A 16,281-nucleotide genomic window follows, 5' to 3' on the forward strand; every position below is an offset into this window, starting at 1 on the left:
AGAACGTTTAATCTCGCTACCTACTCAACCAAATGCACTATTGAATGCTCAAATTTCCCGTCAAATCACCACAGTGATGAGTGTCATAGAGCTTGATACAGTTCGACTATTTAAGGTGTGGCGGTGAACCTTTTCCGCTCACTTCCTCGTTGTCATAAGAGCCGAATGGTATGGTTAATGATGTAAATTTCACCTTTGATGTTTCCGGGTTCTCTGGTGCATTTAAAGTCGAAAGCTTTCGAATAACAGAGACAGTCTCTTCCCCCTTTGAAATGAACCTGACGGTATTGTCCGATGACGACGCCATCACGTTTGATGCCTTAAGCCGAAAAATGGGTATCCTAAGCCTATTTGGTCAAGGTATGGGGACTGCTCGTCAGTTTAACGGCAGTATCTCTGAGCTTCGCTATTTAGGTACTGGCCGCCGCTTCTCGCGCTATCATATTACCTTGGTTCCACACCTTTGGTTTCTCACTCAGCGCCAAGACTGTCGCATCTTTCAGATGCAAGCGGCTCCCGACATCCTTCGTCAGGTTTTTGATGACGCAGGTATGAGCGATTACCGCTTTGACCTATCAGCGCAATACGAAGCGAAGGAGTACGTTCTTCAATACCGTGAGAACGACCAGCACTTTGTACAGCGATTAATGGCAGAGCATGGCCTTTGGTATTATTTCGAGCATAACGAAGCTGGACATACCATGGTCATTGTCGATAGCAACGATGCGATACCTGAGCTCATCAGTTCACCCACTAATGCTTCTTACCTAGGACCTGTGATTTATCATGCCCAAGGTGGTGGCACGCCAGACCGAGAACATATTTTCGACCTTGAGCAAATCCATCGAACTCGTACTGGGTTAGTGAGCTATGGCGATTACAACTATCTCACGCCAAAAATTCCGCAAGGAAAAAGCGCCGATGAAGGCCCGAACTTTGATTTGCAGCGCTACGACTATCTTGGCCGTTACACAACGCCAGAATTGGGTCAGCAGCGTGCAACAGAGTGGATGTCCGAATACACGGTGGATAGCCATCAGATTGAGGCCGCGAGCGATATCATGCGTCTCACCGCAGGCTACAGCTTCGATATCAGCCAACACCCTCGCGCAAACATCAACCGTGATTACCTCATGTTGACGGTGATGCACACGGGCTTTAACCCTCGTGTGCACGAAGAAGAATCGAGCGATGAACCTACAACTTATCACAATCAGTTTGTCTGCTTACCACGAGATGTGACATTCCGTGCACCTAAAATGGCGTCACCTGTCGTTGATGGTCCTCAAACTGCCGTTGTGGTTGGTCCTGCGGGTGAAGAAATCTACACCGATGAATATGGCCGCATCAAAGTTCAGTTCCATTGGGACCGCTACGCACAAAGCGATGAGCATAGCTCATGTTGGCTACGTGTCAGTCAGTCAATGGCAGCACCAAACTGGGGCGCTGTTTATTTGCCGCGCATTGGTCATGAAGTGATTGTGACCTTCCTAGAAGGCGACCCAGACCGTCCACTGGTGACGGGTGCGGTGTACAACGGTTTACACACGCCGCCATACCCATTACCAGAGAACAAAACGCGTACCGTTTTTAGAACCCAAAGCCATAAGGCTGAAGGTTACAACGAAATGTACTTTGAGGATGAAAGTGACCAAGAAGAGGTTCACTTCCGTGCTCAAAAAGACATGAAGACTAAAGTGCTCAATAACCGTTATCGAGACATCGGAAATGATGAAGAGTTAAAAGTCGGTAAAAACCAAGAAAACAACATCTTAGGCGACCGTAAAGAAGTCATTGATGGGCATAAAACTTCCATCACCAAGCAGACCTTTATGGAGCGAGTTGAGAAAGACGTTCACGTTACTTATAACGCCAACGCATCCGAGAAAATCGCCAACAACCGAGATTTGTACATCGATGAAAATCGTCAGACCTTGATTGGTAAAGACGATTCATTGGACCTAGGTCAAGACCAAAATACGGTCATCAAGGCATCACGTTCTATCGATGTGGGCGCAGATGATACGCACAGTGTCGGTAGTAACCTCAGTGTTGAAGTCAACGGCAATACCTCTATCCGCTCTGATGGCGAAACCGCGGTGGTCTCAGCGGATGAAATCAAGGTCCTCGTCGGCGCATCCAGTTTAGTGCTAAAGAGCAGCGGCAACATCCATTTAAACGGCACTTCAATCACAATTGATGGTTCAAGTAACGTTACCGCGACGGGTGGCAAGGTAGACATCAATCCGGGCGGCGCGGCAAACGGCAACAGCAGCGTTTCTACAAGGCGTCCTAAAGGATTATCTATAGCGAAGAAAACACCACCTGTTATGTCTCCGGCCGCTTATAAAGGGTTTGTTGAAGACGGTGGCTTAATGCAAGAACTGTGTGATTGTGGGAGCGGTAAAACATGTCAAATACACAGCTAAATCCAAACTGGCGAATTCAAGGTAATACCCAACCGAACCTAATTACGAACCAACAAGCGTACGCGATTATCGAACCTCTTCTTTGGCCTGAATGGAAAAAGAAATTGGAGGCGCATCTTGAGTCATTCGAGGTTATCCCGTTGATGGCTGGTACTCGTCTATCACACCTCAATGAGGGGCCTGTCTTAGTTTCTATCGGGTCATCAGAAGAGGCACTTCAGGCATGCGTAGCTAAGATGAGCCAGACCCCTTGTGGTTGTTTGGTTTGGAGTTCGCCATCTCACTCTTCTTCGGAGGTTGCAGCCTCATTGCGTCAGCGTCTCTTTGTGTCGCGCAATCAAGGAGAAGCATTGTTTCGATTTTATGAGCCCAGAACTCTAGTACCTTTAATGGCAGCATTAAGTGATGAGGAGCGACGACAAATGTTTCCTTTACTCTCATCTCTGCATTGGCATAGCAAACAATGGCTAAGTATTAACTTATCCCACGCTAGTGAGGCTACTACGTCAATTCAACCTTGGACACTCTCGCAAGAACAACTGAGCACAATGCAAAACATTGCGCAGCAATGGTAATGGACGCGTTTCATGAGTAACAAAACCTACGTAATTAAACCCGGTGACACCCTTATTGGCATCGGTATCGAACAAAGTGTTAACTTCAACATCTTGTTAGAGCTAAACCCCAAGTACCAACCAAATCCTGATTTAATCCAAGTTGGCGATACCTTAATCCTTCCTAGTCAGGAAGAGGAAGAGCCTATCCCTGTCGAGTTTCCGGTAGAGCCAATCGCCAAAATGTGTCCAAAAGAGAAAGGGACAATTGTGGCGGCGCCTTTGTGTGAACCAAAGGAAATTGAAGATATCATTTTTGCCACGGGTGAATCAGCGAACCGATTCTATTGCCTAACGAAAGAATCGGTGGAAAAGCTTGATAAGGAAATCGAAGAAACGACGAAGTTATTTCAATGCTACAGTGACCTAGTCCATCAAGCTCCAACGGGCAAAGAAACATGGGCTGAGTTGGAAAAGCATACGCAAAAGCGAGAAGCCCTATGCGCCGACCTGATATACGCAGGCATATTGCCAGATCCCAGCCGTAAGAATCCAGCAAGTGTCAAAGCAGAACAGTCTCGAAAAGAAAAGGCTGAGAGAGAAAAAGCTTTAGAAAACCAGCGAATGGCTAACGCTAAAGTAACCGAGTTGAAAAAGCGTATCCGCTACATTGAGGAATACTCAAATTGGTTTGGCTCCGAAGATTCAGCCATTGAGCTAAAAGAGCGTTTGACTGCGACAGTCGTACCAAACCTTAAGAAAGAGCTTGCGACGTGGGAAAAGATGGCCAAAGTCCCACCAACCAAAGAGAGCTCTTCTGGCAAGCCTGTTGATGCTAAAAAAATGGCGGTAAAAGAGAGAGCATTGGATGGCATTGTAACAAATACTGGGGTTAGAGAGTTGTACTCGATTAATCGCGGCGTTTACACCTATGTTCGAGAAGCATTCTTTCAAGAGGAAACTACCGTTCGTAACAGTTGGCGAAATACCTCGAATACCAACAACGCGAACCGAGCATTACGTACGGGAAATATCAAAGAATTTGGTAAAGCTATCGCTGATGACATTACAAGCGACCTTGAGCAGAAAAAGCTTGGCCCTGATATTAAAGCCAATCTTGCGAAGTGGCAGGCGCCCGGCGGAAAAATTGCTGAATGGAAATCGACGGATACACTCTTGCGCGACGATGAAGGCAATACAATGTTTGCGGTGAGTTCTGAGGCGCAACTTGGTCGCTGGGGAATGCAAGCGGCTGTCGATACTGAGTTAAACCCATTTGAGAAAGATGAGCACGGTAATGCGAAAGGAAACGTAGATTTAGGTGTAGGTGCTTCTGCGGGTTTTTCAGCCTTTGAAGCGGCCATTACGGCAGAAGTCTTCTTGCCTAGCGATGCGGGTTATACGCCATGCTTAAACTACACTGATGCGAATGGTCAGCCAGCCTTACACTCCTTTGGCAGTTTCCGATTTAATGCCAAAATGAAAGTGGGTTGCTTTGTGGGCGTAGTTGCTCAAGCAAAAGCAGGTATCAGTAACAGAAGACCGGAAACTGGTGATGATGTTGGGATATTGTTTGACCCTCATGTGAGCATGGGCAACGCAGGAGGCGGTCAAATAGGCATCAAGGCCAGTGTTTTTGGTGGTGGCCAGTTAAGTGGTGAGTTTGCAGGTGGTGTTCAATGGAAAGCGCCAGAAATAGATCAAATCACAAACTTTAACTCTTTGGCTGAAATCCAGACCGAAGGTAATGTTTCCGTTGGTGGTGGATATAATGCGGATTTTGAGCTCTATTTAGATGGTACAAAGTTCTTCCTTAAAATCTCAGCCAAACTGGTTTGGGGGGCAGGCGGCGGCGGTGGCTTTTCTGTCGCTATAAACGCAGAAGAAATTTGGAGTCTAGCGAAAGTAATCTGGCAAGGACTTCAATATGTGGATTATCGGATGCTACAAAACATTAATTCTCTGGCTTATGAATATTTAGTTGACGCTACTTACTTTGCGTTTGCCCTTGCCAAAGGTTTTGTTGCCCCACACGATGCATTAAAAAATGCCATTGCTAAAGGCGAGGACACTATAGAAAAAATTAGGGTTGCTCGGAAAAAAAGGCTTGACCTAGAAGCAGAGGCAATTACGTTAGCTGACAGAGTGTTGAACGATTTGGCACGTAGTGGGGTACCTTTTGATCAGCTTCTTCCCGAGGCGATAGGCAGAATGCTAGATACATTAACTCGGACCTTCACATTTAACTGGGAAGAGAAGCAAGAGGCGGCGATTTGTAAACTACTCGAAGAAAGTACCTATAGTTGGCACAAGTTTGAAGAAATTCTTGCGCGAATGAATGACAAAGGAGAAAAAGCTGCAGGTGAGCAGGTCCTCTTTGAAAACATTCAACGTATTAATGCCTTACTTGACGGTAAGCAACAAACTCAGTTCAATAATTGGGTAGCGACCTTAGCAGAAACGAACTCGGCAGATAAAGTTGCAGGGGCACCATTTACTCCCTACGATAACAGTGCCTTTACTCTAAAAAGGGAACGGGTACAGCAACAATATGCTTCGCTATTCGGTAGTAACGGTAGCTACCCTTACGCATAAACATAAACAAACTGGCCCCGTAGGCCAGTTTAAATTTACTTCGTTATTGGTTTCGGTTTCTGAATTGAACAACGAAAGCTCAAGCTTGGATTATAGGTATCCGACTCTATATCTTGTCCGCTACGTCCAAAGGTCATTTTGTTGCTTACGCTGTCACGTATAACTTTTTGGGTTCCTGTTTTTGGACCTAAAGGGTTCGCTTCCACTGAACTCAGGTAATAGTCTTTTTCGTACCAATCATTAACCCACTCATAAATCCCATTACTCATTCCATAAATACCAAGCGGATTAGATGGCCAACGTCCAATATATTCCTCGCTACTTCTGCCAGTATTTACTTCTGATGCCTTTACATCTACGTATCTCTCCGCTGTTGGAGAGAAATATTGCCCTTCAGAAAGAGAGCGGTAACCGTCATTGGTCGCATAATAGTAATGCTGTCCACGACTTCGTGCAGCATATTCCCATTGCGCCTCTGTGGGAAGATCAAAAGGCAAGCCTGAAACCTCCCCAAGCCACTGACAGTAGTCTTTGCTCTCTTGCCAAGTTTTTGTTTGAGCTGGTTTGTGGTTTTTATAATGCCATTTCATTAACTCAGAGTATTCTTCTGTGTCGCGTTGGACGATATCTTTAAGTTGTGCGTAGCCTTCCCATTTGTTCGCACCTACTGGTAGTTGATTAATCTGTCGCATCCACTCCATATCGATAAAGCTTGCTTCATACTTAGATATCGAATAGGAGTCGAGGGTCACTTTGTGTAAGTACTGAGCACCAAACATACTACTCGCAAAATGACTTAAACATTGCGCATCAGGAGACCAATCTAAACGGTTCTCAGATTTTGTTGGGAAATCACAATCCATCTTGAAATCGCCCATATCAAAGCTTCCGCCTTCGACGAACACCATGTTCTCGATAGCTCGTACCACCACTTCTGCCGCTTTCTGTTTCTGATCTGGAGTTGCTTCTGGGTAAAGCTCATTGATATTCGACACAATCGTATCGATTTGCTTTTGTGAGACCGTCTCGCTAGACACCTTAATTGCTGAACTTTCGCTATTGCACGCAACCAATAGGGGAAGCACACAAGCCATACCTAACCATCTGTTTTTCATTTGGTATTCCTTTTACTTTATGAGCATATTTTACGCAAAAATAAAAGGAGAGAACAGTTTCAAAGGCACTGTATGACTAGTTATAACGACTGTGGGCATCCTATTTGAGGGATGAGTCTGGTTGTCGCGAATTAGAAGATATCATGTGCTGTCTTCTTAAACTTCCTACCAAAAGCAGATATCTCTATCCCGAAATACTCTGTGACTTTGCCCATAGCATGAATAGATGCTTAAATCGTATTCAGAAACATTTATGTTGAAATGCAGAACAGTATGATTTTGTCCTATACTGGTTCGGTTATTGAAAGTGGAATAAGTTGCATCAGAAGATGTTCCAAAGAGTGATGTGAAAGAAGTAATTGAACAGCGCAGACTTAGTCAAATAATGATGGTTAACAAACTCCTCAAGCATACATCTAAAAAAACTCTGCAACTTACTCAAAAGTTACTGTTAGAAAAATGAAATTTCTCTAATACTGGAAATCAAGGTCATGAGAGTCTGTGTAACTCTTAAGTGCTTAAGATACCACTTTACTGTTACGCGATTGCGAAACAGCTTACTTCACGAATGCATTGTTCTGAATTCAATCAACAGGCTGCTGAGCGAATTGTATTTATGAGGGCTTGCTGCGTTCTAAATACATTTAGGAAATTTTAGTATGATACTTTAATGCTCAGTATGAATCTTTATTACTCTCCCACACGATTCTCCAGTGAAGGGGCATCCAGAATTTCAGGTGTTCGGATAACTACTAATACGCATTAGTCAAAGAGTTTCGGAAAACCTCCAAACCTGGGCAAACACAAATTGGTTAACTTAAAACAGCCCTAATTGAGGTTCGCTGAGTTGCTTAAAGTCATAACCCACGAACGGTAAGATAGCTTCAGCAACCGGTTTTAATTGTTTTTCGATATAATGTTGATAGTCAATCGCACTTTCCAAGTACTCTTTAGGCTCTGGCCCGTTGACAGTCATTAAATACTCGATACGACCACGGTTTTGATACTGCAACGGTCGCCCTAAGCGGGCGTTTTTCTCATCAGCAATACGCGCAGCTCGAACTTGAGGGGGAATGTTCTTCTCGTACTCGTGGAGTTGTCGACGGAGCCGCTTTTGATAAGTCAACATGTTATCAAACTCACCAGCTTGAGTTCGTTCCACCATGTTTCTCACGTACTCGGATGGGTCTTGGTCATGAAATACCATCATATAAAGTCTTTGCTGAAATTCTTGAGCAAGTGGCGTCCAGTCAGACCGCGCACTCTCGAGACCTTTAAATACAATTTTCTCATCGCTGTTTTTACCCACAAGACCTGCATAACGTTTCTTCGACCCAGTTTCTGAACCACGTATAGTTGGCATTAAAAACTTACGGTAATGCGTTTCGTATTCTAACTCCAAGTAAGAATTAATCCCGAAACGTTGTTTTAGTTCTTGTTTCCACCAAGCATTGATTTCTTCAACGAGCTTTTTGCCTATTTCGTCAGCTTGTTTCTCTGAATAAGCACTATTGAGCGCAACAAAAGTAGAGTCAGTATCACCATAAATGACTTCGTATCCTTGCTTTTCTATTAATTGCTTTGTGGTTTTCATGATCTCATGCCCACGCATCGTGATACTCGAAGCCAAACGGGTATCGAAGAACCGACACCCAGATGACCCCAACACGCCATAGAACGAGTTCATAATGATTTTTAGAGCTTGAGAAAATGCAGGATCATTATTTATCTTCGCCAAATCACGCGCTTGCCAAATATCATGAACCATCTTAGGTAAGAAGTGTTTTTCTCGATGGAACTGTCCACCACGGAACCCTTCAATTGCACTATCCTGAGTATTGCCCGTTGGCAATCGCTGTCCTTCTATAAGCCCAAGAGGATCTATAAGAAATGAACGAATGATAGCTGGATAAAGGCTCTTGTAGTCGAGAACAAGAACAGAATCATAGAGACCTGGAAGAGAGTCCATTACATAGCCACCAGGGGAAGCTATCCATTCTTCAGGGTTAATGTTAGGTGCAACATACCCAGCGCGATGCAGCTGAGGCAAATAAAGGTTAGTGAAAGCCGCTACAGAACCGCCTACACGGTCAAGCTCAAGCCCTGTCAGGCATGAGCGCTCAATGGCAAAATCTAGTAGGTGGGTTTTATCAAAGATTCGATTAACCAAAATACAATCTTGCAAGTTATACTTAGCCAAAGAAGGTTTATCTGCACGAAACATTTGATTGATCTCTTCCATTCGATCGTGAACGTTGTGAATGCTCTTTCCTTCACCTAACAACTCTTGTGAGACAGACTCAAGCGACCAAGAGCGGAAATGATAGGTCGCTGTCTTGAGCATATCTATACCATCAATAACCACTCGCCCTGGTATCGAGATAAAGCCTTGTTGGTTGCGACCAGAGCGAAAGATTGCACTTCGGCTATTACGACCAATGGCGAGTGGAACTTTATTCCACTGAGCGCGTCTATCCAATAAGCGGAAATCGAAATCAATAATATTCCATCCTACTATGACATCAGGCTCAAATTGTTGAAACCACTGATTGAGAGCGAGTAGGAGTTTTTTTTCATCAGAAACCCATTGAATCGGTGTCTCTGCTGGCTCAGGTTGGCCAACCATTATCACACGGCTATCTCGTTCACAATCAAGACCGATAGAATACAGCACCCCTTTCTCTGAGCATTCAATGTCGAGAGATACTACACATAAACTAGGCTTGAATTGACCAGGACGACACTTGGCCGTAGTCATATAGAACTGATTACGACGTGCGACTTGATGGCCTGTAAACTCGATACTACCTTTAATGAATCGTTCCATTAAATAGCGGTCAGCTAGGCGAATATCGCTTTCATAAGTGACAATTTCATTTTTTTCTAATAGGGTTATTGCCATATTTGCTTCTACAATTGTAGTGAAATAACAGGCTGTTACATTGCTATCTTGGAACGTCTTGAGTGGCAGAGATTTGAGTTCAAATTTTAGGTTTTGGCTAATAAATAATGTCTTAGCATTCTCGGTATTGCTGGTATCGATGAAAAAAGTTGGACGCTCACCCTCAATATCCAGTTGTACGGGACCTTGAGGGGTAGATACCCAAAGTTCGATAACGGTTTTGTTACCTCTATCTCTTGCTTGCCGTGTTAAAACAAAGCCCTGATTGATCTTCAATCGATTTCCTAAATTTTTGTGCTACATACCATGAATTTAATGATGGTATTAAAATTGTTGATATAAATGAGCTTAGACCTTTTCCATGTTTCAAATTAACAACGCTACCACCTTGGGGTTAAACTCTCCTTTGTCGCTGTACTCAGCAGAACAAAGGGTTAAATTCAACTCACGCTCTTCCATGGGCAAATAGGCTTTCATACTTAAATTTATCTAGTCAAAACAGTATTACGGATTGTTATAAATGATCCAAATGTCTCTGTTGCGATGCGTTGTTGCCATCAAACTTGCCTTCTGCACCTTTTGGTGCAGCCCAAGTACTCCAACGGTATTTTTTTCGATGATGTACTCGTAGGTTTCCATCATCATTTAAGCTTCTTGTTACTTGATGAACGCAAGACTATCAAGATACTTTAGAAACAGCATCCATGATGCTTGTTCTGTATAGTGGAGTTCCGACGAACAACTTGCGTCTTTATCGTCGACTTTTTTACGTACTTGTTCCAACATGCTTCGAATGTCCAGTTATTGCTGTGGTATATGGAGGGATGTTGATACACACTCATCTTAAGCTCACAGCAAATTGAACTCTGACCCTAAGGGTTATTGTCCCCTTTCTCTTTATTCTTTACTTAGACGTAGTGATTCAATGAGTTTCTTTTTCTCACTCTCAGTCATTTGAGAGACGATACATGCTAATTCAGCAGAACTTTCATCTTCACAAAAGAAGTAGTTTAGTGGCACACCAAGTTCATCAGCAATGAGCTTTAAAGTTTGAACATCTGGAGTGTGCTTACCTCTCTCGTATTGATTCATTCGAGCACTAGCTGAGCTTTCATCCATACCTATGCGTTCTCCCAAGGCTTTTTGGGAGATCTTTGCTTTTTTTCGAGCTTGTTTGAGTCGTTCTGTGATTGGGTTTTGGAATGACACTTAGGTTTCATTTCTATAATCTCGAGTTAACTAAGATTTTCTTAGTTTTAAGGAAATCTGTATACTAAGCAATCCTTAGTTTTTAGTGAGTGTTATTTAAGAAAATGAAGCGTTCTCGAAGGATCAGTGCAATCATGCACAAGTTATTGATTGAAAATGGTTTAGATGGATTTACCGTGCTAGAAGCTAGGGATCTGTGGCTATCCGTCGATGATAAAAAATATAATTTAAGTGAAGCTCGCAAAAAGGTATATCGAGCAATTTTTAACTTCGAAAAGAAAAACTGGTTACGATGTGAGGGTTCTGGTAGAAGCAAACGTTACTTTCAAACGGAACAATTTAAGGAACAACCTGACTATGGAATGTTAAACCATCAGTCAGTGGAAAACCGTGAAATCACTGCCCAGGATTACTCCGTTCTGCTCAATGAGCGTAATGAATATAAAGGTGAACTTGAAATCGTACTTGGAGAGGTTGATGAGTACCAGTCAATAGTATCTCGATTCCCTGATCTAGAAAACAGACTCGCTCCGATTCATCAACAAGCTAAGGAACGAGCTGCTTTACTACTCGGAAAAATAAATGCTCTGACAACGGTTCTGAATACTCTGGCTATAGGTAGTGAGTCATGCTAAGAAAATGGCAAAGTGAATGCTCAGACAGAGCTTTAGAAAAATACGCAATGAATCACTCTCATTTTTTTGCCAAGCTACACCGGGGGCTGGCAAGACAGCGCTTGCCGCTAATATCGCATCAAGACTACTGCAAAATGATATGGTAGATCTGATATTATGCTTCTCCCCATCTTTAACGGTTTCTGAAGGCATAAAAAAGACATTTTCTTCCATCCTTGATTGTTCCTTTAATGGTGGCATGGGGTCGATTGGCCAATCCCTAACGTACCAGTCTATCCAGTTCCTAAATGATGAGTTTTGGCAAACACTACGAAATCATAGGGTCTTTGTTGTATTTGATGAGATTCATCATTGCTCTGGTTCTGAAATGGAAAATGCGAACATCTGGGGCCAACAAGTTCTAACAAATATACAAGGTCTCGCTACTTTTACACTTGCGCTTTCAGGAACACCTTGGCGTTCAGACTCTTTGCCGATTGTACTAGGTGAATACAGTGATCCAGATGGAAAGCTTCTTGTCGATTACCAATACACTCTTAAACAAGCTATTGATGATAGTGTTTCTAGAGCTCCTAAAATCGTACTGATCGATAACGACCAGTTGTCTGTCAGCAATAGGGGGAAGATGGAGTCCTTTTCATCAATCTTAGAGATGCTTAAAAAGACGAAAGCGTCTTACCAGAGTATCATCCATAACAAAGAGGCTATCGAGTATGTACTTGGTTTAGGGTGTGAACGTTTAGCTAAATTACGCCTTGATACACCTAGTGCAGGCGGACTGGTTGTTGCAGCTTCAGTTCAACACGCACAAACGATCAAAGATATTCTATCTCAAAAATTCGGTCAAACCGTTTCAATTGTTACATATCGACATGAAGAACCGTTAGCAGAAATAGAGCGTTACAGGCAAAGTGACATCGAATGGATTGTGAGCGTCGGTATGATTAGCGAGGGGACTGATATCCCCCGCCTTCAAGTATGTTGCCACATGAGTTCGGCTAAAACTGAACTGTACTTCAGACAGGTACTAGGTCGTATCCTTCGAGTCAACTCTTCAACTCCCCAGCAAGCTTGGCTATTTACGTTTGCAGAGCAAAGCCTCATCAAGTTTGCAGAGCGAATTGAAGAGGATATCCCTGAGTCTTGTCTTTACGCACTTATGGGAAAACCAATGGAGTCTGAGTTCTCCCATCAACGAAATTATTTGAATTATGACGGGTCTTTACTTGACCACCCAAGCACCCAAGGTTCCAATATATCTTGGAGAAGTTGCACAGGTGTTATAAGCAATCAATACGGGGCTTTAGGGGAGGGAGATGAGCTGCAACTTGGGATGTTTAGGCAAAGGGTGATTTCGGCTTTTTCATCAATATAGGTCGCCCCTGATTGCTCTCGCTACAAAGTAGCTATTTTGAATGCTATGTTATGAATCCTTGGGGATGCACTTATATGTGTCGAATCATGAAAGCGGAGAGGCGCCGCTGAAGTAAGCTGACTTCGGTGGTACAACCTGCCACTTATGACAGTTCTCCGGTCTACCTTTGATACATCCGGCTGCAAAGAGTGCTAACACAAAAGATGGAACGACAAGAGTAAAATTTGCCCTTGGTCGTGGCGTTTTCCAAATTAGTTATATGCCGTCTTCACTACCTGATATATTGATTGATTTTATTAACTGCCTGTTTGTTTCGCGTAATTCAGCAATTTGATTTTGTAGAGTCTGGTTTTCGCGCCGTAATTCAGTTAGTTCATCAGATAGATTTTTGTGTGATTCAATTAGAGTATTACCAAGTAAGGCTTCAGCAATTGCAACGTAATCATGATTTTTTTCAGCCTTGATTTGATTCTTGATCATGTTGTTTTCTTTCCTAACCTCCTCGGCAGTTTTTCGGCGAGATACGATAGATTGACGCTTTGCTTGAGCTAAAGCGATTAATTGCTCCGTGTGATCTTCAATCCATTTATGAAGATCTGGATTTTTCCGTTTACTGATATTACTTTTGTCACACTTGGCGGCTGACGCAACTTCTGAAGCTACGATCTTTCGACATTTCCCCCCTGAGGCTTGTCCTGCTTCGATTAAAGCTTTTTTTACTTCGAACTGTTTTCTTGCTTCCAAATATAGTCTTTTTTGAAGTGCAGTTGCTGTAGTCAACCAATCTGGTTCTTGGTTGGAGGAATTGTTTGTTTTTTCGTACTTTAAAAGCCTACTCATCATCCATTGCCTTTAGTCGAAGTTCGCCTGTTCTAATATGTTTTCTGCTAGCGTCAGTTAGACGTGATAGTTCTGGAGGTAAAGATTCGATGAACTCTTCATGGGCAATTAGAGAGCGTTCTATCGCTTTCCTCTGCAATTTAGTGTTACAGCTATGTGGGCAAGTGCTACACACTTCAAAAGAGCGAGATTCTTCAATCATCGTTGTGCCTAGCTCTTTATTCCAACATTTTGCCAGCCTCTCTTCCCCCTTTCTAAGTAATCAGTACCCCCACTCATCAACGGTAATAACGATATTCTCAGCTAAGTTTGCTAATGCAAGGTCAAAATCATCGGTTGAGACAAGTACAGCTTTTTTTAGTGCAATTCGAGCGCGTTTAGCAGCAGGACCATAAAATCCTGACAAAGATTTATCGTTGCTACCAATCCGGCGCAGTATATCCTCGATATAAGCAATCTCTATATCATCACGCTCACGTTCACGAAGTGCATTCTCGTAATAAGATCTAATAAAATTGTCGGAATATCGATGTCTGAAGTGCTCGGTAATCAAATCTATGACCGCACCATCAAATCGACGAATAGCATACTCTGCCCAAAGGTGCCTTGCTTGATGTGGGGTAGTTGTATTGTGGATGTTAGCTAATTCAGGATGTTGCTTAATAGTGTCACCATAGAATTTATCAAATCCATTTCGGATAGTTGACTCAGGGTTTTCTCCCCAAACTCTCATGCCTAATACCTCGGAAAGTAAAGGCATTCTTTTGTAGTTACTAACAAACTTGTGGGTTTTGAATGAGCGGATAAATACAGGTGCATTTTCTGAGATTTTATCGAGATAGGAGCACTCGAGGAGAGTGTCAAGGGCAAGCGCTGCCATACCATGAAGATAACGTGATGACTTTATTGAGTGATTTGTTTTGTGTATTTCATTACGAAACTCCCAAGTGCCATCTGACAGTTTTTCAAAATCATTCGCCTTGAATGTAGTCCACTCACTTAGACGGAATCCACTTAAAACTAACAAGATGTAACTCGCGGCGTTGTAGAGTTCAATCACAAAATTGCTGAGATTTCCCTCTGTAAATATAGCTGGTGATTCACCATCTAGTTTCTTTTCTAATATCTCTTTGAGCTTTTTAGTATTACTCTTTCGAGGTCCTCGTATTGATGTAGCTCGGGGATAAATTCTGTTTTCTGGAAATAGATTCTCCCTCAAACATAATATCGAAGCTGGATTTGTAGGTTGGTTTTCCCTCATGAAATTGAAGAATGCTCGAGCAGCACTAGCTCTTTTCGATTGTAATAAGCTTACCGCATGAGCCAATACGACCATACCATTTTCGATAGGGATAGTTCCAAAAGTCCCGCCTTTCAGCCATGCAACTAAAGACGTATTAGATTTTTTTAAGTAGGGTTCAAGAAGAGCATCCGTAAATTGCCGATTAACAACTATTCTCAAGCCATCTATGATTGCTGAACTAGTGAAGTATTGATATGAACGATACAAAATGTGTCTATAACCCTCTTCTTGACCATGATGTTTGACGTGTTGATTACCGTCATCATCTCTATATATCATTACTTCCTTAATAAATTTAGCAACATCTCTTTTAGTCCACCTAGATAAAGGAGTTGTGGGGTGGTTGGATTCCCAGTACTCACAAAAAGATCGCAATTTTTTAATTATAGGATTCCAAGTTCCTAAATCACTTACTACGATTTTTTGTTCAGCATTAACATAACCATCTGCACGCTTGAGGATAAATGACTGACCCCACACCACTTTATCATCACTACACTTCCACGCTAAAAAGTTAATTTCCGCTTGTTTCCCGTCTTCGTCCTCTAGGCACCAAATAGGATCGCCAAAGCTATTCTGACGTTGAGTCTTTGTGGTATCGAGATGATTTTTATTCTTTTGAAGGTTTGGACTATTAATCATAAAATATCCATAAAGAAAGGTGGAGATGGAATATCAAATTGTTCCAACAGTTTCTTACCTTGCTCAATAATAGATGGCTCAAATTTATTTATAATTTCATCGATATATAAGTAATGAGAAAGAATGTAGGCTTTTCTACGATCTGAAATATACTTGTCATCTTTGAGTTTTGTTTCTACCATGGATTGGTAAGACAACATGAGTGCTACTGTAATGGGCATTTCTACAATTATTTTTTTGGAGCCAAGGGTTACTTCGCCAAAATAACCTGTCTTAAGTTCAGTATCAGCACAATCATTAAGAAAATCACCTAGCTTAGACATTTCATCAGAGTCTGATTTAATTCCTTTTAATCCCAAAATTTCTCGAGCTTCTGATAATGTAATTACTTTTGTCTCTGATTTTGAAAGAGAAGTCTTTATATTTAGTGCATCAGTGATCATTTCCTCACTGACTATTTCAGAAAACCATTTTCGTTCATTAATTCTTGTTATGGTTTCGCTTCTATTGATGTAAACATTTTTTTTAATCTCTGGTGTGTGTGCATCAAGTGCTGCATCTACAATATTTTGTCCATATCTCTCATATGCGTTTTGTTTTTCTCGTACATTTCGTCTTCTATAATTAATTGCTACAGATTGTGTTACATATGAGAGTGCGATACTTTTCATTCCTCTTTTAT

At 42.3% G+C, this 16,281-nt stretch carries 10 protein-coding genes and 1 pseudogene; 5 read left to right on the top strand and 6 right to left on the bottom strand.

Features of this window, described 5'->3' with window-relative positions:
- Window positions 1–170 precede the first annotated feature (170 nt).
- From tssI to KJB05_RS06850, 3 genes are read left to right on the top strand one after another with little or no spacing between them, the layout of a single operon-like run.
- Window positions 171–2,429 carry a type VI secretion system tip protein VgrG gene (gene tssI, locus KJB05_RS06840; protein WP_208445051.1) on the top strand — a complete coding sequence of 753 codons (2,259 nt, stop codon included), beginning with the start codon at window positions 171–173 and terminating at the stop codon, window positions 2,427–2,429.
- Window positions 2,411–3,004, top strand: coding sequence for a DUF4123 domain-containing protein (locus KJB05_RS06845; protein ID WP_052437596.1), 594 nt, complete (start codon window positions 2,411–2,413; stop codon window positions 3,002–3,004). The genes tssI and KJB05_RS06845 overlap by 19 nt, the downstream gene beginning before the upstream one ends.
- A 12-nt stretch (window positions 3,005–3,016) precedes the next feature.
- A complete protein-coding gene (locus tag KJB05_RS06850; RefSeq protein ID WP_213053105.1) occupies window positions 3,017–5,578 on the top strand; it encodes a LysM domain-containing protein in 2,562 nt (853 codons plus the stop codon).
- A 35-nt stretch (window positions 5,579–5,613) separates the two neighbouring features.
- Here KJB05_RS06850 and KJB05_RS06855 read toward each other — a convergent pair whose 3' ends face one another.
- The 3 genes from KJB05_RS06855 to KJB05_RS06865 all read right to left on the bottom strand — a co-directional run bounded on the left by KJB05_RS06855 (window position 5,614) and on the right by KJB05_RS06865 (window position 10,804).
- The gene (locus tag KJB05_RS06855; protein WP_208446314.1) at window positions 5,614–6,693 is read right to left on the bottom strand and encodes an SUMF1/EgtB/PvdO family nonheme iron enzyme; all 1,080 of its coding nucleotides are present in this window, start codon (window positions 6,691–6,693) and stop codon (window positions 5,614–5,616) included.
- Between the two features lie 817 nt (window positions 6,694–7,510).
- Window positions 7,511–9,871 carry a DNA polymerase II gene (locus KJB05_RS06860; protein ID WP_208446313.1) on the bottom strand — a complete coding sequence of 787 codons (2,361 nt, stop codon included), beginning with the start codon at window positions 9,869–9,871 and terminating at the stop codon, window positions 7,511–7,513.
- A 621-nt stretch (window positions 9,872–10,492) separates the two neighbouring features.
- Complete coding sequence (locus tag KJB05_RS06865; protein WP_208446311.1) at window positions 10,493–10,804, bottom strand: helix-turn-helix transcriptional regulator; 312 nt, start codon at window positions 10,802–10,804, stop codon at window positions 10,493–10,495.
- 104 nt (window positions 10,805–10,908) lie between these two features.
- On the opposite strand from KJB05_RS06865, the gene KJB05_RS06870 reads away from it, so the two are divergent.
- Together KJB05_RS06870 and KJB05_RS06875 are read left to right on the top strand one after the other, a co-directional pair.
- Complete coding sequence (locus KJB05_RS06870; RefSeq protein WP_208446310.1) at window positions 10,909–11,439, top strand: hypothetical protein; 531 nt, start codon at window positions 10,909–10,911, stop codon at window positions 11,437–11,439.
- Window positions 11,433–12,814 (top strand): annotated as a pseudogene (locus KJB05_RS06875) (DEAD/DEAH box helicase family protein). Before KJB05_RS06870 ends, KJB05_RS06875 begins: the two are co-directional and overlap by 7 nt.
- A gap of 255 nt (window positions 12,815–13,069) precedes the next feature.
- Here the strand turns inward: KJB05_RS06875 and KJB05_RS06880 are convergent.
- The 3 genes from KJB05_RS06880 to KJB05_RS06890 all read right to left on the bottom strand — a co-directional run bounded on the left by KJB05_RS06880 (window position 13,070) and on the right by KJB05_RS06890 (window position 16,270).
- On the bottom strand, window positions 13,070–13,657 hold the full coding sequence (locus KJB05_RS06880) for a hypothetical protein (RefSeq protein WP_208446308.1): 588 nt from the start codon (window positions 13,655–13,657) through the stop codon (window positions 13,070–13,072).
- Between the two features lie 259 nt (window positions 13,658–13,916).
- The gene (locus KJB05_RS06885) at window positions 13,917–15,599 is read right to left on the bottom strand and encodes a hypothetical protein (RefSeq protein WP_208446307.1); all 1,683 of its coding nucleotides are present in this window, start codon (window positions 15,597–15,599) and stop codon (window positions 13,917–13,919) included.
- On the bottom strand, window positions 15,596–16,270 hold the full coding sequence (locus tag KJB05_RS06890) for a hypothetical protein (protein WP_208446306.1): 675 nt from the start codon (window positions 16,268–16,270) through the stop codon (window positions 15,596–15,598). The genes KJB05_RS06885 and KJB05_RS06890 overlap by 4 nt, the downstream gene beginning before the upstream one ends.
- Window positions 16,271–16,281: the final 11 nt, after the last annotated feature.

Source organism: Vibrio sp. B1ASS3 (assembly GCF_905175355.1).
GTDB classification, from domain to species: Bacteria; Pseudomonadota; Gammaproteobacteria; order Enterobacterales; family Vibrionaceae; genus Vibrio; species Vibrio owensii.